Annotated in this window: 17 protein-coding genes; 5 read left to right on the top strand and 12 right to left on the bottom strand. The window is 38.6% G+C overall.

What is annotated here, in order from left to right; genetic code table 11:
• Nucleotides 1-26 precede the first annotated feature (26 nt).
• The 9 genes from H6G97_RS15470 to H6G97_RS15510 form a co-directional block, all read right to left on the bottom strand.
• The gene (locus H6G97_RS15470) at nt 27-1,061 is read right to left on the bottom strand and encodes an Npun_R2821/Npun_R2822 family protein (RefSeq protein WP_190941634.1); all 1,035 of its coding nucleotides are present in this window, start codon (nt 1,059-1,061) and stop codon (nt 27-29) included.
• A 17-nt stretch (nt 1,062-1,078) separates the two neighbouring features.
• Nucleotides 1,079-1,969 (bottom strand): Npun_R2821/Npun_R2822 family protein, encoded by an 891-nt coding sequence (locus tag H6G97_RS15475; protein WP_190941636.1) that lies wholly within the window; start codon nt 1,967-1,969, stop codon nt 1,079-1,081.
• Nucleotides 1,970-1,978: 9 nt separating this feature from the next.
• Nucleotides 1,979-2,950 (bottom strand): Npun_R2821/Npun_R2822 family protein, encoded by a 972-nt coding sequence (locus H6G97_RS15480; protein ID WP_190941638.1) that lies wholly within the window; start codon nt 2,948-2,950, stop codon nt 1,979-1,981.
• Between the two features lie 3 nt (nt 2,951-2,953).
• Nucleotides 2,954-3,913 (bottom strand): glycosyltransferase family 10 domain-containing protein, encoded by a 960-nt coding sequence (locus H6G97_RS15485; RefSeq protein ID WP_190941640.1) that lies wholly within the window; start codon nt 3,911-3,913, stop codon nt 2,954-2,956.
• 45 nt (nt 3,914-3,958) lie between these two features.
• A complete protein-coding gene (locus H6G97_RS15490; RefSeq protein WP_190941641.1) occupies nt 3,959-5,173 on the bottom strand; it encodes a glycosyltransferase family 4 protein in 1,215 nt (404 codons plus the stop codon).
• A gap of 65 nt (nt 5,174-5,238) precedes the next feature.
• Entirely contained in the window at nt 5,239-7,479 is a 2,241-nt protein-coding gene (locus H6G97_RS15495) for an ATP-binding cassette domain-containing protein (protein WP_190941643.1), read from the bottom strand.
• A gap of 166 nt (nt 7,480-7,645) precedes the next feature.
• Complete coding sequence (locus H6G97_RS15500; protein ID WP_190941645.1) at nt 7,646-8,803, bottom strand: glycosyltransferase family 4 protein; 1,158 nt, start codon at nt 8,801-8,803, stop codon at nt 7,646-7,648.
• 12 nt (nt 8,804-8,815) lie between these two features.
• Nucleotides 8,816-9,859: a glycosyltransferase family 2 protein gene (locus H6G97_RS15505; RefSeq protein WP_190941646.1), complete on the bottom strand. Its 1,044-nt coding sequence runs from the start codon at nt 9,857-9,859 to the stop codon at nt 8,816-8,818.
• Nucleotides 9,860-9,934: 75 nt separating this feature from the next.
• Nucleotides 9,935-10,942 carry an ATP-grasp domain-containing protein gene (locus H6G97_RS15510; protein ID WP_190941647.1) on the bottom strand — a complete coding sequence of 336 codons (1,008 nt, stop codon included), beginning with the start codon at nt 10,940-10,942 and terminating at the stop codon, nt 9,935-9,937.
• A gap of 375 nt (nt 10,943-11,317) precedes the next feature.
• On the opposite strand from H6G97_RS15510, the gene gloB reads away from it, so the two are divergent.
• The 3 genes from gloB to dnaB all read left to right on the top strand — a co-directional run bounded on the left by gloB (nt 11,318) and on the right by dnaB (nt 14,274).
• Nucleotides 11,318-12,091 (top strand): hydroxyacylglutathione hydrolase, encoded by a 774-nt coding sequence (gloB, locus tag H6G97_RS15515; RefSeq protein WP_190941648.1) that lies wholly within the window; start codon nt 11,318-11,320, stop codon nt 12,089-12,091.
• A 233-nt stretch (nt 12,092-12,324) separates the two neighbouring features.
• Nucleotides 12,325-12,783 (top strand): 50S ribosomal protein L9, encoded by a 459-nt coding sequence (rplI, locus tag H6G97_RS15520; RefSeq protein ID WP_190941649.1) that lies wholly within the window; start codon nt 12,325-12,327, stop codon nt 12,781-12,783.
• Nucleotides 12,784-12,912: 129 nt separating this feature from the next.
• Nucleotides 12,913-14,274 (top strand): replicative DNA helicase, encoded by a 1,362-nt coding sequence (gene dnaB / locus H6G97_RS15525; RefSeq protein WP_190941650.1) that lies wholly within the window; start codon nt 12,913-12,915, stop codon nt 14,272-14,274.
• Between the two features lie 54 nt (nt 14,275-14,328).
• Here dnaB and H6G97_RS15530 read toward each other — a convergent pair whose 3' ends face one another.
• The 3 genes from H6G97_RS15530 to H6G97_RS15540 form a co-directional block, all read right to left on the bottom strand.
• Entirely contained in the window at nt 14,329-14,850 is a 522-nt protein-coding gene (locus H6G97_RS15530; protein WP_190941651.1) for an FKBP-type peptidyl-prolyl cis-trans isomerase, read from the bottom strand.
• A 78-nt stretch (nt 14,851-14,928) separates the two neighbouring features.
• The gene (locus H6G97_RS15535; protein ID WP_190941652.1) at nt 14,929-15,255 is read right to left on the bottom strand and encodes a phasin family protein; all 327 of its coding nucleotides are present in this window, start codon (nt 15,253-15,255) and stop codon (nt 14,929-14,931) included.
• Between the two features lie 339 nt (nt 15,256-15,594).
• Nucleotides 15,595-16,005, bottom strand: coding sequence for a 2TM domain-containing protein (locus H6G97_RS15540; protein WP_190941653.1), 411 nt, complete (start codon nt 16,003-16,005; stop codon nt 15,595-15,597).
• 466 nt (nt 16,006-16,471) lie between these two features.
• Between H6G97_RS15540 and H6G97_RS15545 the strand changes: the two genes are divergently transcribed.
• Both H6G97_RS15545 and H6G97_RS15550 read left to right on the top strand, forming a co-directional pair.
• A complete protein-coding gene (locus tag H6G97_RS15545) occupies nt 16,472-17,356 on the top strand; it encodes a ParA family protein (RefSeq protein WP_190941690.1) in 885 nt (294 codons plus the stop codon).
• Nucleotides 17,357-17,683: 327 nt separating this feature from the next.
• A complete protein-coding gene (locus tag H6G97_RS15550) occupies nt 17,684-21,067 on the top strand; it encodes an amino acid permease (RefSeq protein ID WP_190941654.1) in 3,384 nt (1,127 codons plus the stop codon).
• Nucleotides 21,068-21,092 lie beyond the last annotated feature (25 nt).

Below are 21,092 nucleotides of genomic sequence, written 5' to 3' on the forward strand. Positions count from 1 at the left end.
CAACTTTTAAGTCTGACTTGGCTTTATTATTTAGTAGTTCTATCCTTGAAATTACGATAGTTCAGCTTAATATTGTTGACTTTTTGATTAAAAAAACTTGTAGTAGTCTTTTGCAGACGTATTAGTGGACTCTGACGCTTAAAGCTTGTGGGTCTTTGTTCTGGCGACTTTAAATATCTATAATGCAAAAACACATCTCGATATGGAATATTAACATCTTCACCAGCGCAAAGTTGAGTAAAGTTTGATGAATTGATACTCATATAATGCAGATATGTCAGCCGCCGTCCTTGGTCATAAAGGATGTTATCTACTACATCAAATTGAGAACTCCAGTGATTACCAGTTGATTGTTTGCAGTCATGAAAAGCAAAATTATAATATGCAATTCCACTTCTCAATACCATATAGTTAAATAAAGATTGGTCAGGGCCTAAACAACACATGACTTCAGCTTCACCCGCTATTAATTTCTCGAGAAAGTCGGCTCTTATAGCTGTGGAAAAAGTATTCTTTTTAGTGGCAAACCAACCAGCACAAAATACTTTAGATTGCAAGTTATCTGAGTTGAAAACTTGCTGCATCTGCTCTGAGGAACCATCAAAAACAAACTTTAAATCAGACTTATATTGAAAATCATTCACTACCCAATCATAGGCATCTAATTTTTCATATACATAATCTATAGGCCCCATTAACAAGGTATCTGCATCAAAATAAATAAATCTATCAAAGGGGCCATCCAGACCACATAATTTGCGGTGCATTGGTAGCCGATACAGTTCTGGAAAGCCCCACCCTCGCCAAGTTTTTTGTGCTCTAGGATAATTTTTCCATATCTGAGTAGCAAAGTCATCCCAGTAAGCTATGGAATCAGAATCTTCAAATAAGGTGACATTATCTCTAGATACAATTTCTGCTTTTACTTTGTCTAACTGCTCATTATATGGAATTATACAAACAGGAATTTCTCTACCAGCATTAGCTTCTATACTGTTGAGCAACGCAACTAATTGGTCATAGACGACATTATTGGCTAGGATGTAAATACCATCAATCATTGGGATACTCCTAATATTTAAGTACGGGCAGAAACAAAGGGAAATAAACGGCGAGTCAGTTTGGGGATAAAGGCGAATTTACCCTCATGGAGATAGCGGTAGTGTTCCCACAATTGCCAATAGGGACTACCAGTTTTCATGCGTGTGCCAGCCCAATGCAGATATTTTAGTCTTTGTCCTCGGTCATAGAGGGCGTAGTCTTGTTGTTGGAAATTTTGCGAACCGGCCCAACTACCAGGCCCTCCTCCAGGGATTTTGACAAGATTACCACGTTTGGAAATTAGTTTGAGAACAAGATAATTTAAAATGGGTTGGTCTGTAACTCCTTCAGAAAAATCAAAATATTCGTGATGTGCAGCACATTCGCGCAAAGCTTCATCCATCTGCTGTTCAGTGATAGTTCCTTTTCTAGAAGCCCAAAAACCGCTATTGAAAACGTCTTCAAGTTGGGCATCTGAAAAAATTTGCTGCTCTTTCACAAATGTAGAAAAGATATTTCGCAGCTTGTCATTGGCATAATGGTAATCACAACAGAAGAAATCAACTTCTGAAAGCTTGTCTAAATTGTCGGCAATTTTTTCAAAAACAACAATATCCGTATCAATATAAATAAACTCATCTAAAGGGCCAAACCAGACCACCAGTTTACGCATTTTATTAGGTAAAGCGAGAAAATCTCGATCAAAAATTTCTCCGATACGTTTGGTAAATTTATCAATAAGTTCTAAATCTGGGAAAACTTGGACGTTGTGTAAAGTAGCAAGCTGCTCTGCTACCTTATGATAATTTTCATTAAATGGTATGAGATAGATGGTTACATCTGGGTCATAGTGACGAATGCTATTGAGTAAAGCGATCGCATTATCGATAACCCGGTCATTGGCAACAATATAAATTCCCCTACTCATAAATTATCCTTAGTTAATTAACTTAAATTTTCGCAAAGCTTTTGTAAGCAAATTTGGTACTGGAGCGTCATTATAACTTTTGGGAGGATTGTTAAAAACTGGACGCTTTTCTGGTTCGTGTAAGTAGCGATAATAGAGAAATAAATCTCGATAGGGAAACTCAATGTTTTCTCCAGCACACACTGCTTGATTGATATTAGGAGGAATACCAATGTAATGGAGATAAGTTAGCCGATTACCTTTGTCATAAAGAATTTTATCTTTTTCTTCAAAATGATCAGAAGTAACAGAATTACCTGCAACTTCATGATTGGGTAAGTTATGGGCAAAGTTATAAACTGGTATGTCAGACCTCATAAACATATAGTTTAGAACTGGTTGATCTCCTGTAGGATAGAGTATTTCCCTCTCACCTGCTTTCAAATTAGCTAATAGCTTATTTAATTTATCTGGTTCAAATAAGCCTTTTTTAGAAGCGTAAAATCCTGAACAAAATATTTCTGTTCTGAACCGATTTTTATCAAAAGTTTTTAGTAGTTTAACTGAACTAATGTTATAAACTTTATCTGGATGTTTAAACTGGAAATCGTAGACAACACAGTTATATTCATCTAATTTCTGAAAAATCAAATCTAGTGAATTCATCACTAAAGTATCCGCATCCAAATAAACAAACCGATCAAAGGGGCCATCAAACGCACAAAATCGCCGATGACCACCATAAATTCTATATTTATTTTTGTTCATACTAGCAGGACTGGCCTCTAGCATAAATTGATCCCAACGGTTGATTGATTCTTGATTATCGTAAAGGAATACATTAGGGCGTTTAGCTATTTCGTCAGCAATTCGCTGTGTCTGATCATCAAAAGGATAGATACAAACAGGAGTTTTCGGCCCCAAGATAACATCAATACTGTTGAGCAAAGCTACCAGTTGATCGAAAACATAATCATTGCCAAGGGTACAAATACCATTCATAATTTATGAGTGTTGTTCAACAAAGTTTGACAACCAGTTGAGCAGGTTTAATTTGTGTAAAATGATTTGACGTGCTTCTGCGATCGCATCTTTGGCAGCATACCAAGCATCAGGTGTAGCTGTCACTTCTTGGATATACGCAATGCCTTTTTCATCTAAACTGGGTAATCTTAAAAAACTACCAGGCGGCAATAATTTATCAGCAGCCGGGCCACCGTAATAAATTGGTAGACACCAGGCAAGCAAAGAATCCCATAATTTTTCACTCACATACCAATTATTGTCTGCATAGTTTTCAATTGCCAGGTTGTAATAGTATGGTGCCATTCCATGCCATTTGTGGCCAAGTTCTCCTTTCGTTGCCGACCATTCAGGTAAGTCCCGCCCATATAAATCGAACTTAGTATCGCTGGCTTGCAATGATTTCAAAAAGTCTAAACGCTGGCGATGGTTAGCTGTTCGGCTAATTCCCGAAGTAATCCAACTGCATGGGGCAATTTTTTCTGGGACTGGCATCTCGTTTAAATCCTCAAATGATTTGGCATGATACCAAATAGCAGGCATATAATCGGGATTGGGCGCAAAGTCATCCGGCCCGGAAACATGACCACAATACTTTTGAGCCTCCTGATAATTCCGCTTATTTATTTCTACAATCTCATCTAAAGGCGGTTCACGGAGAAAATAAATAATCCGCTCTTTTGGCACACCACATAATAGAGATTCTATATTTATTTCTGGTTTTTGTTGTCGTTTACGAATAATATCTAACCAAGATGGTTGTGGGGATGGTTGGGGAAAATCAAACTGATATAGCAACATAAAGTCTGGCTTTTGGGCTATTTTCAACATTTGGATATTCTCCCAAACACCAAAGTGATGTGGAGTTTGTTGCCATAACCAATCTCTGGTTTTAGCAAGTCCTGAATAGCTACTAATCATGCCAACAGTTTTGAGAGTCATAAATCGTATTTGTTCGTAGTTAGTTTTAAGTTGATTTCTTTGTCATTACAACAGAATTGGTGGACGTTGAGCTTCTTCTACGTAACTTAATATTTTGGTAATTCTATTTTCCCAAGAAAATTGCTGGGCAAAATCTATACTAGCTGCATAACCCTCTATTTTGCGGGGATAGGTTTCTAAAGTATGTAGAATAGATTGGGCAAGTTTATGCGGGTTATCTGGTGTACACCAACTAGCAATTAAAGGTGATGCCTTGAATTCCATTAAAGGTGGAATCTCAGTTGCAACTATAGGAGTACCAGCAGCCATGTACTGAAAAAACTTAACTGGATTCGTGAAATCTGCTGATTTTCCAGCGCAGTGAGGATGAGCCAAAATATCAGCGGCTTGAAACAAGCTGACTAATCGTTCTCGTGGAAGTATCCAGCCTAAAAATTTAACGTTTTCTACATTTTTATCTCTAGCTAGCTGTTGATATGCTTGTACCTGTGCTTCTGTACCTCCTGTGATGACAAACTGAATTTCTGGCAATTCTTTAGCAGAATCAATTAAGAGATCGACTCCTTTGAAAGGATACAAAGCGCCTGAATAGACAACTAAATGCTTACGTCCATTTGTAAGCAATTCTTGACGCCATATTTCGGCTTCTTGGGGCTGTCTGATTAAAAATGATCCATTGAATCCGTTATGTAGCCAAACGGCTTTTTCGGGTGGCATTCCATATTCTATTAGGCTTTGCCTGATGGGTTCCGATTGAGTAACAGCTATTTTAAAATATGGATTGTGGACAATTTCTGGCTCAAATTTTTGGTCTTGATAGTAGTGACGTTCATAGATAGTAGGAATTTTATTTTTGACTGCGGCTTTGACAAAGTTCCAATCTCGTGTATGAACAAGTTGAGAATTAGGGCGGATATGAATCGGTAGAAAATACTTGGTTACTACTGTACTGGAGTTAGTAAACTTACCACCTATTTGATCAATGGGCCAAGGCATTGGCAATACAGCAATTTTGAGTTTTTCTTGAACATCATAAAATTCTATAAATTCTCTGTCAGGTCTTTTGGGTTGTTCAAGATAAATTAAAGATAGTAAATTAACAGAAGATTTTTTATCTGGATACATTAAAACTGAGGAGTAGCCTAAATTAGCCGCTGCGTTGGCACAAAGAACATCATGAATTTCGTGTGCTGTGTCTGGTTGCAGTGATAGCTCTCTGGTGTAAAAAATATATTGAGTTTTTTTTGAAAAATTTATCATTGTTTTGGATAATAGGTTTTTCAATATTCTGATACAAATACTTTTGTTAATTACATTAACTAAAATTAAACTTTATCCTCAAAAACCTTTAATGTCTCTAGTAGGTAAATAGCAGAGTTATAAAATTCTGTAATTAATTGATTTTGTTTTTGAGGATCGGATTCTAATTTATCGGTTAGCAAGCGCAGAGAGCTAATGAGGGGATAGAGACGTGTGCGAAACTCATTGGAGATATTAGTGAAGTTTTGATACTGCTTATTTCCATTTTGATTTTGATCTATATCTGACGATAACCGTGAGTTAATTTTCAAGTTAACCAGATCGTCGAAGACTTCAATGGCATTGAGAACTCTTAAGGCCGAATTGTATGATTCGTCAATTAATTCGTGCCGCTCTTGAGAATTGTCTACCAGATCATCAACTAAAATCCCGAGGAAACCAATCATTGAGTTAAGCCTTGTCCGCAGTTCGTGAGAAATTCGGTTAAAGCTGGGATTCGTTCTGGTAAAAACTTCAGCCCGATCAGCAAATTGCATTGAATAGAGCCGTGAGTAGTAACCACCTTTTTGTAAAAGTTCTTCATGGGTGCCGATTTCTACTACACTTCCTTGGTCTAAAACGGCGATTTGATGGGCTTTTTGGACTGTGGAAAGGCGGTGAGCGATTACTAGGGTTGTGCGATCGCGACTTAGTTCATCAAGTGCAGCTTGTACTAAGCGTTCAGAAACTGTATCTAAAGCACTGGTAGCTTCATCTAAAATTAGAATCTCGGGATTTTGCAGTAGTGCGCGAGCGATCGCTAATCTTTGCCTTTGTCCACCCGATAACATCACACCGCGATCGCCAATCTGCGTATCAAATCCCTGGGGTAATTTGCTAATAAACTCATAGGCATTTGCTCGCTTTGAGGCTGTGAAAATTTCGTCATCACTAGCCTCTGGTCGTCCATAAGCAATATTGTTCCGCACTGAATCATTAAAGAGAAACGTATCTTGACTAACAATTCCCATCGCCTTCCGCACCGATTTCAAATCGAAATCTCGCAAATCTATTCCGTCTAGGGTAATACAGCCAGATGTGGGGTCATAAAATCTCGGTAAGAGGTCTGCCATTGTTGATTTACCAGCACCAGAACTACCTACCAAAGCTAAAGTAGTACCACGTGGTAAATATAAATTTACGTCTTGAAGTACTATATTTTGATGATTAGGATAGGAAAAACAGAGATGCTTAAAATGCACTCCCTCTATTAATTTCTCGTAAGAAATTGTACCGTTTCCCATGAACGGCTTATTATCCTGCCGTAAAAAATCAGCGACAATATCCACGCTAGAAGCAGTATTAGCAAAGCTACTACGAAGAGTATTTAACTGAGAAATAAACGGCAGTAGTCGCAATAGCAACAATAAATATGTAATCAAAACGGCTGAGACTGAACTAATCTGGTCGGCAAATAAGGTGCGACCCAAAAAGACAATGAATATTAAGGCTATAATGCCCGTCACCTCACTAACTGGTGTAATAGCCTCAGAATTCACTTGCGACTGAAAATCTGCTTTTTCTCGGTCACGAATTAGCTTTTGAATCCGTTTATATTCTCTATCTTCATTTCCAGTTGACTTTACTAGGCGAATTCCATTTAGCATTTCCAACACAGAAATGGAATAAGCTTTAGACATCTCCGAAAGCTGGGCACCAAAATCTCTTGAGCGGTAAATTGCGTACTGATTTATTAACGTCACTAAAGTTAGCAATATTGTAGTGGCAATGGTCAACTGCCAGGAAATTGACAGCAACAAAGCCACAAAAACTAAAATTGTAATTGCCAGTATGATTAATCTGATGACGCTGCCTATAGCACTAGCAGCACGACTAATTTCTCCCCCAAGGCTGTTGATTAGATCACCAACTTTCATTTTGGTGTAATAATCTATGTCAATATCTAGTAATAGTTTTAAGCCGGCTTCTCGCATATCAGATGTCAACGTCCGCGTTAAAGAACTTGACACTAAACTACCGACATAGCCAGCTAAATTTTTTAAAATAATTATAAATATAATTGAGCCAGCCATCACCGCAAGACGGTAATTTTCTGGAATCTGATCAAAGGGAGAGATAATGGATTTAATAATTGGCGGAGCACCTGTCAAATCTACAGGTTGACCCACTATTTGAAGAATGACTGGCACAATTAGCGTCGTACCCACACCGTTAAATAAAGCGCCAGAAAATCCGAACAATATTGTAAAAAATATCCTTGCTGGATAAGGTTTAGCAAATTTTACTAGTAGCTTGCGGTTAGACATTGGGGATTTAGATTATAAATTTATAATTTTATAGTGGCAATAAAAATTACTATAGAATTTTTATCAATCTAGAGCTATTCTTACGTAGAGATATACTACGCTGGTTACGATATTTTTAATTGAGTTAAATCTAGATTAATCATAGATTTATAACCATACACCATCCTCATAAACGCGAAATCAACTCAGATAAAGTAGATGCCATAGCTTCTAAGCTGTATTTTCCTAAACATCTTTCTCTAGCCTTTCTACCTCGCTCCCTTGCTTGTTCTACATCGGCAAATATCAGTTGAATTTGTGCAGCAATTTGTTGGGGACAACTAGGATCAACTAAATAACCAGTTTCTGCTAAAATTTCGGGAATATCTCCCACTCTTGTGGATAACACAGGTTTAGCCATTGCCATCCCATCTGTTAACTTTAGAGGAAATTGGGCACGAGCAATCACGCTATCTCTTTGGGGAACAACTACAACGTGAGCAGCTGCTACAACCTCAGGCATAACCTCCACAGGACACTTTGGTAATTTGATAATCCAGCGTCCCCATTTTTGAATCAGTTGCTCATCATAATCATCGTAAGGGCTACCTCCCACAATGACTAATTTTAAATCTTGCTGATTCAACTGATCTAACGCTATTAAGACATCTTCAACTCCCTTATGAGGTCTTGGCGCACCAGGAAACATGAGAACTCGATACTTTGTTAAACCATAACGCTCTCTGCTGACCTCTGGATTATATTTCTCAGGGTCAAACATGGCAGTATCTTTGCCATTAGGCAAATAAACACCCCCAAAGCGGTTTTGAAGAAACTGAGTATCTATCGTAATCCCATCGGCACGAGATACTAAACTTTCTATCCACTGGAGATAAAGTGGATGATCGGGAAATCTCAATGCACCATCTTTTTTTAAAATGTCCCTGGCAAATTGTTTAAGATTAGGACGATACTTCCATTCAAAACCTCCATGCCAGCTAAGTTCCCAATCATCCATATCTAAAAGCAAAGGACGACGACTAGCTAATTTATGCAGTAGAGACACACCAAAACTTGTTGGTTTAGGTTTGACTGCATAGATAATGTCGCCATCTAGTTTTTGCCAAAGTTTTTTCGCTGAAGCAAAAAACTCAGGATAGTTTTTACCATCAACAGCAACTAACGGTATTCCTTTAGGAGGAATAGCATATAATTCCTGACCAAATAAAAATCCTACAATTTCAACTTTATAATTGATTTTTTTTAGAACTTGAGCTAGTAAAAAAGCTCGTACTGAGCCTCCACCAGACAAGTCGCTCACAACTAACGAAACTTTTCCTTTCATATATTAGTTGCTTTAGTCAGTGTTGATATAACTGCTTTTTGGCTTTTTGAACAAGTTGATAAACTGGGAAAAAATTGAGATGATTTTTTGCGATCGCGGGCCTCGGTATTTTTCATAGAGTAAAAAGCTGGGAATAATTAGCCTAGTTTGATAAATTAGCTTGAGTAAATAGCTATGATTAATCCTAATTTTTTTATTTAGTAAGTATAAAGGAGGAGAAAACATTTTAATTAGCCGAGCAAAATTATTTTGTTCTTTTTCTCTAATTGCTTCTTTAAGCAGAAAATCTATACCTACTTTGCATAAAGGGATTAAATCATGATGCTTACTGCACACTGTTTCGTATAACAAAATGTAATAAGCTTTCATATAAGACCAGTTATTAGTTCTATTAAACTGATGTTTTGTATAATATGCTCCTATCATAGGTGTGTAGACAAAATTAACATTGGCAAGTAGAAGGTCTATTGTAAAATCCCTATCTTGCAAAGCTTTTAAACTCTCATCAAATATTTTTTTCTCCTGCACATCTCTACTCATTAATAGACATTGCTGAAGTAAGGGAAATGGAGAATCAGCTAGAAAATCAGGTATGAGTAATCGTTCAACCAGTTGCTCTCTCGATAAAGAACCAACTATATTTTCTTGTCTGCTAATAATTTGCTGTTCTCTGTCTATAAACACCCGTTCATAATCTGTGTATAAAACAGTATTTTCTTGAACATTCAAGGTATTTAAATGTTCTAATTGAAATTTAATTTTATCTTGATGAATCCAATCATCTCCATCTAAAAACTGAATCCACTTACCTTGTGCCTGTTTAAAACCAAAATTCCGACTTGAGGATACTCCGCCATTTTCTTTATAGAAGTAGCTGACTCTTGAATCTAGGCTGATCAATTGTTGAGCAACTTCTTTTGTATTATCAGTAGAGCCATCATCTACCATAATACATTCAAGGTCAGTAAATGTTTGTGATAGTACGCTTTTAACTGAGCGTTCTAGGTAGTCAGCTTGATTAAAACAGGTAACAACAATTGAAACAAGTGGAGTCATTGATTAAACACCCTTCTTGTTGAAAAGGTATAGTTCAAAATTAACGCTGGAGAAAATTAAATATTGGTAAATAAACTAAGTTGGTATTTTGATTGAGATGTCGGCACGCTGCAAGTAATATTTCAGGAGTGCTGTATAGATGCGGTCTATTGATGGCAATGCATACTTTTTATCAGGATCACCGTCATGTGAACCCCAGATTACCGGGAAAGGATTTGGTTCCCAGACCATAAAGTTTCCCTGTTCGTCATAGCTATAATCAAAAGCCATAAAATCAAAACCTAATGCTTTGCGTGCCTGCTGTAAAAGTTCGTGATTGGGGTCTTCTCCACTGAAATAAGCAATCTCCTCTGCTATTATTGATTCATTAATTACGCGATTATGGTTGTCGCGTACCTCCCAAGATTTGGAAACCATTAAAGGGCCAGGGATACCTTCATCTCCCATAGCGAAGTAGCGATACTTACGATATAGTCCATCTTCTCCTTTAACATCCAGAAATTCTACTGCAATAGGGGCAATAAACTTTTCAAAAGGGACATTTGCCAAATCATCAAGATTTTGGACGAAAAAGATTTGGCAGCCATGCACCCAGTCTTCACGGATAAAGAAGGGAGTTGACAATCCTGCTTGTGTCTTTTTAAAAGCTTCTGGATCAGTAATGGGAACTGTTTTGGCAGTACGAATGCCTTTTATGCTACCAATCCGTTGTGCTGCCAGTGATTTAATTGAATTTGAGAGGTTATCAATAGGATTAACAATGGGAATGTTGCGTTTTTGACATTCTGCTTCTATTGGCTTGGCATATTGATAAATATGCGGAAATCTTTCTTTTAGGGGATCTTGTAGCCAAGGTAGAAATAGTGCATAGCGCTCCCAATCATTTATCTCACAAGGAAGATAATGGAGTTCAAACAGATGTGCTGCTTCCGGTACATTTTGATTTACCCAATAAAGAAAATAGTCATTGTATGTAGACTGGTGATCTTTCTGTCGCACCACAAGGATGCGCTTGGGATATCGGACGTTGTTCATTGCGTCCCGAATTGCTGAAATTACTTGTTGCCGAAATTCTTTGTACATAGAAGTTTTGTGTAACGTTAAGATAGTCTTGGATGAAATTTTGAGCAGATGTGGGCTATTCGGCGCTAAAAATCTTAGTTGATTTTTGTTGGCAAAACTTTGTCACTTTTATTCAATAACTAAGGTTTTCTAGACTAAAAATTGGTTTTAATAGAGGCTATATCTGACTTCTGAAGTTTTCAGTGCAAGGATGAATCAGCCTTTAGTTTGCCATAAATTATAGAAAAGCAGATATTTTTAGTTAACCTCAGATATCAAGGTTCAATAAAAGCCTAAATAAAGTTAACGCCAGATTTGCTAGTTCGTCTAGCGAAATTTTACATAAATACAGTATTTTTCTGTACTAAGTAGTAACTCATAAGGGAGGCAAAGGTAATGCAGATAATCCGTCTTGAAGCACTCTCAGACAACTATATATTTTTACTGTACGATCGCAAACAAAATATTGCTGCTGTTGTCGATCCAGCTGAGGCTCAACCAGTATTAAAGAAACTGGCAGAATTAAAAGCTGAGTTGGTAGCGATTTTTAACACCCATCACCATAACGATCATGTGGGTGGTAATAAAGAGTTGATAGAACAATTCCCTCAAGCGATAGTTTATGGAGGAGCCGAGGATCGTGGTAGAATTCCCGGACAGCAGGTATTTTTGCAACAAAGTGATCGCGTTCAATTTGCAGACCGCATAGCTGAAGTTATCTTCGTTCCTGGGCATACCCGCGCTCACATCGTTTACTACTTTCCTGCTGAAAAAGCTGGTGAGACAGGCGATTTGTTTTGCGGTGATACCTTATTTTCTGGCGGTTGCGGTCGTTTATTTGAAGGAACACCGACCCAAATGGTGGACTCTTTAAGCAAACTGCGCTCTCTACCCGATGATACACGCGTTTGGTGTGCCCACGAATACACCTTAAAAAACCTGCAATTTGCCTTAACTGTGGATAGTGATAACGCCGACTTACAAAAGCGCTTTAATGAAGTGAAGGCTTACCGTAGTCGAGGAGAAGCTACCATACCCTCGCTGCTAGGGGTGGAGAAGCGAACCAATCCCTTTTTACGTTGGGATGAGCCATCATTACAATTAACTGTTAAAAGTAGCGATGGAGTGCAAACCTTTACGCGTATACGGGAAATGAGAAATAATTTTTAGTCATTTGTCATTAATTATTCTTCCCCAGCTTCCCCTGCCTCCTTTGCTCACTTATTCCCCCAATCCTCATCTCCCCAACTTTCTAGCGCTAATAGTTGCGATCGCACCCTTCCTTTCGCTAGGATCTGTAAGCTTTAGGGTATTAGGCCAAGAAGCTTGGAATACAGCACTGACATTGTGAGCTTCTTACCTAAACCCAAATTAATCAGATTTTACAGGAAAAACGAAAAACGATGGCGAAACGTGTGCAGTTAGTTTTAAATCAGGATATCAGTAAGCTGGGAAAATCTGGCGACTTAGTGGAAGTCGCTCCTGGCTACGCTCGTAATTATCTGATTCCCCAAAAATTGGCAACCAATGCCACCCCTGGGATTCTCAAGCAAGTAGAACGCCGTCGGGAGCAAGAACGTCAACGGCAATTAGAACTTAGACAACAAGCTATTGAGCAAAAAGAATCTTTAGAAAAAATTAGCAGCTTGACAATTGCCAAGCCAGTTGGTGAAAACGAAGCAATTTTTGGTACTATCACCACCCAAGATGTTGTAGATGCAATTAAGGCAGCCACCGGTCAAGAAATCGATCGGCGTGGGATTACCATCCCGGATATTAACCACCTTGGTACTTATCAAGCCGAAATTAAGCTGCATTCTGAAGTAGCGGCGCAAGTCAATATTCAAGTAGTTGCTAGTTAACTCAGGAGGGGGATGCAGGCATGGGGGGAGCAAAGGAACTAAAAGTGAATTAATAACTCCTAACTCCTAACTCCTGTACAGACGCGATTAATCGCGTCTACTAGCAAAATATCAAAACTAAAATCGTTTATGGCTGAAGAACGAAATTTTCAAGGCGATGGTAACGATGCCTACGACGGTAAACTACGCCTCCCCCCACAAAATATTGAGGCGGAAGAAGCGATTTTGGGGGGTATTTTGCTAGATCCAGAAGCGATTAGTCGAGTTAGCGATCGCCTCCTTCCCGAAGCCTTTTACATTAGCGCTCACAAAGATATTTATCAAGCTGCTGTGAGGCTCCACACTCAAGGTAAACCCACAGACTTACTCTCAGTCACAAGTTGGCTGACTGACCACGATTTGCTAGCCCGCATTGGTGGTAGAAATAAATTAGCAACTCTGGTAGACCGTACAGTGTCAGCTGTGAATATTGACGCCTTAGCAGGGTTAGTTATGGAAAAATACCTGCGGCGACAGTTAATTAAAGCTGGCAATGAAATTGTACATCTTGGTTACGAAACAGAAACCGAGTTACCACAAGTTTTAGATCAAGCAGAACAGAAAGTATTTGGTGTTACTCAAGAGCGTCCTCAATCAGGTTTAGTGCACATTTCTGATACTCTAATTAATAATTTTCAAGATATTGAGGATCGAAATCAAGGCATCGCCTTACCAGGTATTCCCTGCGGATTTTATGATTTAGATGCTATGACCAGCGGCTTTCAGCGTTCTGATTTGATTATTGTCGCTGGCAGACCATCAATGGGGAAAACAGCATTTTGCTTAAACCTTGCTCATAATATTGCCGCTTCTTATAAATTACCAGTTGCTTTTTTCAGTTTGGAAATGTCAAAAGAGCAACTGACGCAACGGCTATTAGCTAGCGAAGCGCAAATTGAAAGTAGTTATTTGCGAACTGGCCGCCTCAGTCAAACACAATGGGAACCTTTAAGCCGTGCTATTGGTATCCTTTCCGAGATGCCAATTTATATTGATGACACGCCAAATATTACAGTTACACAAATGCGTAGTCAGTCAAGAAGACTGCAAGCTGAAATTGGAACTGAATTAGGATTAATTGTAATAGATTACCTGCAATTGATGGAAGGAGCAGGTGATAATCGCGTACAAGAATTATCAAAAATTACGCGTCAACTTAAAGGTTTAGCGCGTGAATTATCTGTACCAGTTATTGCTTTATCTCAGTTAAGCCGAGGAGTGGAAGCACGTACTAATAAACGCCCGATGTTATCTGATTTGAGAGAATCAGGTTCTATCGAACAAGACGCCGATTTAGTAATAATGTTATACCGCGACGAGTACTACTCTCCCGATACTCCCGATCGCGGCATTGCAGAAGTAATTATAGCTAAACACCGCAACGGCCCTACAGGGACTGCGAAACTTTTGTTTAATCCTCAGTTTACAAAGTTTCAAAATTTAAAAATTTAGCCCTTGAATTGGGAACTGGGGATTGGCGGAAACCAATACCCAATGCCCCAATCTTTATTTAACTCCCAGCAATTCCACTTCAAAAATTAGAGTTGCATTGGGTGGAATCACGCCACCAGCACCACGAGCGCCATAGCCTAACTCAGAGGGGATGATTAACTGACGAAGACCGCCTACTTTCATGGTGCTAAGTCCTTCATCCCAACCTTTGATTACCTGTCCAGCGCCAATTTTAAAGCTGAAGGGTTGACCGCGATCGCGTGAACTATCAAACTGAGTACCATTTTCTAAAGTGCCGACATAGTGAACTTCAACCGTTTGTCCAGGTTTAGGAGTCGCCCCAGTCCCCTCTTTTAACTCGACATACTTTAATCCAGAGGGGGTAGTTACGGCATTAGCATCAGACATAGTATTACTCGCAATTAAGATATTGTTTTCAGTTACAGTTGTGGACGCTGGCGGCGTTTGGGTTAACTCGGCAGCAATGGCAGTATTCTGTTTACTGCCTACTTGGCCGACAACCAAAAGCACAACACACGCCAGCATGAACGCCACACTGAGGAAAATTGGTTTCAAAATCAGTTCTCCTTACTTAGGTATCCTGGAAAAAAAATTACCAACAGGACACATTTAGTTTAAATCAGAAAGGGCATTCTAACGCCAAAGCTTATTTTCTAAATCGCGCAATTGCCGCTCTAAACGGTCAATTCTACCCCTCAGTTCGTCCACTTCTGACTGGCGAGCCACCCCCAAATCCTGCATCATATTTCGCATTTGGCGTTGCATTTGCACATCAAAGTTCCCCTGCTCCGACTTTAACTGCTGGGCAATATCATCTATTACTGCCTTGGCTTGCTCAGGATTGAGCTTACCGTCTTTGACTAAATCATCGCTGACTTGCCGCAGTTTTTCTGCGACTATAGACGTTGTGCCAAGACCCACCATCATTAACTGTTGCAACCAGTTGTTATTGTTGTCCATACTCCCTTCCTCTTACTTATTAACCAGCCGGCTCTTCCTGCTGAGTGTAGGCAATCAAGCTTCTTAAAGCGTAGTTCTTCTAGCCTACATCTCTATTTTGGCAAATTGGCAAGCACAAGGATAAGGATCAAAGGTCGTGATTATACAACTCCTCAAGTTTAAGGTTGCCCGAATTTACCTAATTTGCGATGTTAAAGGCAATTCCCTATAAGTTACAAAGCTCACACTCACCTCTGGCGGTGAATGTGAGTAGTTCATGGGAAGATTTTATCTAGAAGGAGGCACAAATTAGGATAATAGCGATCGCTGAATATCTAAGATTGATCGTTAAAGAAGAAGTTAAATTTGTGTACGCCATTTTTGAAAAGCGATCTCGTAATCCTCTGATTTACTCTGATAAACACTCCACCAATGAAAAAATATTCCTAATCCCCATCCTAATACTGGGAAAATAGCCCAAAAATAACTAGGACTAGTGATTAAATTTAAGAGAATGAGGAATAAATTTACCGCTAGGAAAGAAACAAAGTTTGACCAAAAAGCTCTACGTCGGAAAGTATTAAATCTGTGCCGGTAACGTTCCTCTTCTTGTTGAGCCAACCACTTTTGTTCAGTTGTTTCCAAAATATTAGAAGAAATGCCTAACTCAGATGCCATTTCTAAAAGCTGTTCTCGTGAAAATTCACCTTTGTCTTTACGAGCAAGTGCTTTTTGCAGAATTTGTTCTATATCTTCTGAATCGTAAGTCATTTTAACTACCTTATAAGTTTGTGTGTAAATGCGCCTTTGATTTACGAAATTATCGATCCGCTTCGTTCAATTCAATTAGCAAATGCATCCACATTTTGCACCCAATACTTAGTGATATTCACAACATTATTATTTTCTCACAATTGATTTAGGACTACTGTATTTGTCAATACCTCTATAATTGCTTTGATGAGTGCGATCACTCTTATGACTCTTTTGAATTACCAAAAATATTAAATTTAATGGAAGATTTAAGATATCAAGAGCGGTATACGCTACTTAGTAGTCGAGCAAGCTAACGAAAGTCAAGTTACCTTGACAGAGTACTAGAAAGTCGGTCAAGTTTAATTTGATAGGTTCGTAGTTTGTGCTTTAGCGCTAAAGCACGAACCACGAACAATCCACACCCCTCAATTATTTCTTGACAGACCAATCGATGGGAATGCGTCAACAGAGGACTCAATCAATGGGATATGTAATTGCTACTGCAAATATGAAAGGTGGTGTTGGTAAAACCACTCTCACCGTCAACTTAGCTACCTGTCTAGCTAAAAATCATGGCAAGCGGGTGCTTGTCCTTGATTTAGACAGCCAAATTAGCGCCACACTCAGTTTGATGTCGCCTTTAGATTTTGCCAAACGTCGTAAACAAAGTAAGACATTTAGGTATCTAATAGACGAAGTTATTAATCCAGTTCCACAAGCAAAACTCACAATTCAGGATATTATTCAATCCCAGGTTTGTAATCTTCCCGGGCTAGATTTATTACCGGGAGATATTGATTTGTATGATGAATTTGTTGTTTCAGAAATGCTGCATCAACAAGCAACTGCTTTGGGTGAGCAAGACTTTGAAACAATTTGGAATCGCTTTGAAAGAGTTTTAGTAAATAACATCTTAAAGCCAATACGTCAAGAATATGACTTTATCCTTCTCGATTGTGCCCCTGGCTATAATCTATTGACTCGTAGCGCTTTAGCTGCCAGCGATTTCTACATCCTTCCTGCTAAACCAGAACCCTTATCGGTAGTGGGTATTCAACTGCTAGAAAGACGGATTGCCCAATTAAAAGATAGTCATGGACATGAAACTAAGATAGATATAAAAATGCTAGGAATTGTATTTAGTATGTCCAGTGCTAACCTTCTCACTGGCAGATATTACAAACAAGTAATGCATCGTGTTGTTGAAGATTTTGGCGTAGAAAAAATTTGTAAGGTGCAAATACCAGTTGATGTCAACGTTGCTAAGGCTGTTGATAGTTTTATGCCAGCTGTTTTAAATGCTCCTCAATCAGCAGGTTCAAAAGCTTTCTTTCAGTTAACTCAAGAGTTGTTGCAAAAGCTATAGCCTTACTTAATCATTCATAACTAATACGATTTCCGACCTATTTAATAAGTCGGAAATCTGCAAATTGCTATGTTTATATATTTTTATAAAGGTTTGAATAAAAATAATTTATACTACTAGTTATGATAAGCAAGCTACGTAAAAAAGCTCAAATCTTTAATTTAAAATTATTTATCAAGGAAAAATCTTTAGGCATGAGTTAGTCTAAAATCTAAAATTCAGTAACAACTAAGTTATTCTTTTATAAAGTTCAGCAGTAATACTGAGGCTATAAACAGTGAGATTCAGCTATTGAGTGAAAAGGTCAGTAAATCTCACTAAGAAACAATGGTTAATAACGATTCTGCACGAGCAGAGAACAATCAGCACTTGCTAATGCGCTTACCGCAGACCCTGAGTTATCTCGAAACCTGGGGCTTTGGTTTAACGGGTCATGTTGGATGGATTGGTACTGCCCCTATCATTCATGCAGCGTTAGGGCCTAAAGCAATCTTAGTTTGGTTTTTCGGTACGATCATTTCCTTTTTACTTAACTTGCAGGTACAAAGTCTAGGTAGACACTGGTCAGATGTCGCAGGAGGTACACCAAACTACACCACAAGGCTATTAAAGAACTTTCCTGGCTTAGGGCGTTACGTAGCTTTAGGATACTTTTTTAGCTGGGCAGCAGCACCAGCTCTGTATGCGATTATTCTCACCAACCTAATTAAAGTCAATTTTGAAACATTAGGTATTTCTTGTCCAGAAACTTTCTTAAAAGTTTTATTTACAGCGATTCCTTTTATTTTGGCCTTCAGTGGCACTCGTGCTTTAGCTCTCCTGCATTTATTTTTTGTATTCCCAGCGATTTTATTACTGTTATTGTTTTGTGTTCAAGGCGTATTATGGTTAGCCTTTTCATCTGCTAGTTTTCAATTTTCCCCAACTAGCACACATAGCCTGAGTTTTGAAGAATGGGCAAAGTGGTTTTTTCTAGCTAGCTATTCAATTTATGCTTGTGAAACCACTTCTTCTTTTGTTGCTGATAGTCGTCACCCAAATAAAACTTTAAAGTTCTTAACTGTGGCTGCTTGGTTGATTCCTCTAGTGTTTTTAGGTGGTTCTTGGGTATTAATGTGTTCGGCTCCAAATCCCACGATAGGTGACGATACATTCTTAAATTTGGTAGCGGCTTCTAAGCCTTTTTGGGGTAAATCTGCCCCCTTTCTAGCAACACTTCTAATCACTATATCTTGCCTTCTAAGTTCTGCTACGGCAGTTTCCAACTCTCCTCGGATGTTATACCAGCTTGCCTTAGACAGACAGATTTCTCCCATATTTGCATTAGTTTCTCGTCAAGGTGTTCTTGGCCCTGCTATTTTAGTTACCTTTCTACTCAGTTTACTTTGTCTAAATTTGGGAAATGTATCTCAACTTGTTACAGTAGCAGGCACCTGTTATCTTATGTCCATTATGGGACTACATCTGGGATTATGGCTATGTCGGGGCAAACCACACGTGTTATGGCCTTGGTGGTCACTTGGTTTCTTTTTGGTAGAAGCAGTAGTTCTTATAGTAGGAGGTTTAGCTTGGAATTGGAGAGATTTCTTAATAGGATTATTATTACCTATTATTCTCATGAGCGCAGATGTAGCGTTACGTCGTTTAAGATTTGCGCCATTACACCCGAACTGGTGGACACAGCGTCATAATACTAACTCTAGTAGAAATAACCCTGATTTTGTAGTATTACAAGTGATTGTTTTAGTATCATTAATTTGTACTACTGCCACAATTAGTTGGGTGATCCGCGATTTTTTAGATAGACATTCTACTAATCCTCAAAACTCTTTGCTGGCTATTCTCTTAGTGACGCTTTCTTTTACAGGAGTAGCGATCGCTTGCTGGACTACTTTACCACAAATTATTGCTATTGATGAAGCACGCAAACAAGCAAGAAACCTATTTATTACTACTCTCGATACCGTTCCAGATACTGTTTTAGTCTTAGATGAAAACGGGACAATTTCTCAAACAAATGCTGCTGCTGAAGAATTATTTCAAACAAGTGTTCAGGAACTGCTTGGGCAAAACTTGAGTCAAATTCTGATATGCTATCACGGCAAACCAGAGCAATGGTCTATTAGAAGTGAGCAAACCTTAAAAACTAACCAAGGTTTACGAGTTGTTGAATCAACTATTTCACAACCATTTAATTCCCAGCTACGTGAGTATATTGTTATTATCCGTGACATAACTAAGCGGAAGCTAGCAGAGGAAGAATTAGGCCAGTACCGTTATCAACTTGAGCAGTTAGTGCTAGAACGCACTATTGAGCTTATTAGACTTAATCAACAACTTCAACAAGACATTATCAAGCGTCAAGAAGCACAAGAACAATTACTACATAATAGCCTTCATGACGGGCTAACTGGATTACCTAATCAACGATTATTTTTGGAGCGGGTGCAACAGGCAATAGAACATAGTAAACAGCAGAAGAATTATTTATTTGCCGTACTTTTCTTAGACCTAGACCGCTTTAAAGTTGTTAATGACAGCCTTGGACATTTGTTGGGAAATCAACTTTTGATTGCAATTTCTCATCGGCTAAAGTCAATTCTACGAACCGGAGACATCGTTGCTCGTTTTGGCGGAGACGAGTTCACAATTTTAATCGAGGAAATTGAAGATATCAGCACCGCCATACACGTAGCCGAGCGAATTAAAAAGATTTTAGCTTCGCCATTTCAATTAAATGAGCATCGGGTATTTACTAATGTTAGTATTGGCATCGCTTTAAGCAAACCAGATTATGAGCAAGCAGCGCAGATTCTACGCGATGCTGATGTGGCAATGTATTGTGCCAAAGCTCTTGGTAAGGCACGTTATGAAGTTTTTGATTCAAAGATGCACGAGGGTGCAGCTTTGCTCTTGGAGTTAGAAACTGCTTTACGTCATGCGTTGCTCAAGCAAGAAGAATTTCGCCTTGATTACCAGCCAATTATTTCACTAACAACTGGCAAAATTATTGGATTTGAGGCACTGATACGTTGGTATCATCCAGAACGAGGGCTTATTTCCCCTGAAGATTTTATTCCTCTGGCGGAGGAAACTGGAATGATTGTTAGTATCGGGCAATGGGTGCTTTATGAAGCCTGTCAGCAAATGCACTCATGGCATCAACAATTTCCTACCTCACTACCTCTGACAATTAGCGTAAATTTTTCTGGTAAACAAATCACGCAACCTGATGTGTTTCAAGAAGTTAAATATATTTTGCAGCAAACTGGACTGGAGCCAAGCTGTTTGAAATTGGAGATTACTGAAACCTTGTTGATGGATAATTTTGAATTAGCTACTACTGTGCTTTCCCAATTAACAACACTGAATGTTGAGTTACACATGGATGATTTTGGTACTGGCTATTCGTCCTTGAGTTATCTGCACCGCCTACCAATCAAAACCATTAAGATTGATCGCTCTTTTGTCACCAGTATAGGTAGCCGAGGAGAAAATTTAGAAATTATTCGAGCAATCGTGACATTGGCTCATAATTTAAATATGTCTGTAACAGCAGAAGGGATAGAAACTGTAGAGCAATTAGCACAATTGAAGGCTTTACAATGTGATTATGGACAAGGGTATTTTTTCTTACCACCTATGGGATGTGCAGAAGTAGAAATACTACTTGCTGCTAACTTGTGCGGAAAAAACTTTTTAAAGAGATAAAATCTTGGGAGCAAATTTTGTTTAG

It is taken from the genome of Nostoc flagelliforme FACHB-838, assembly GCF_014698065.1.
GTDB lineage: Bacteria > Cyanobacteriota > Cyanobacteriia > Cyanobacteriales > Nostocaceae > Nostoc > Nostoc flagelliforme_B.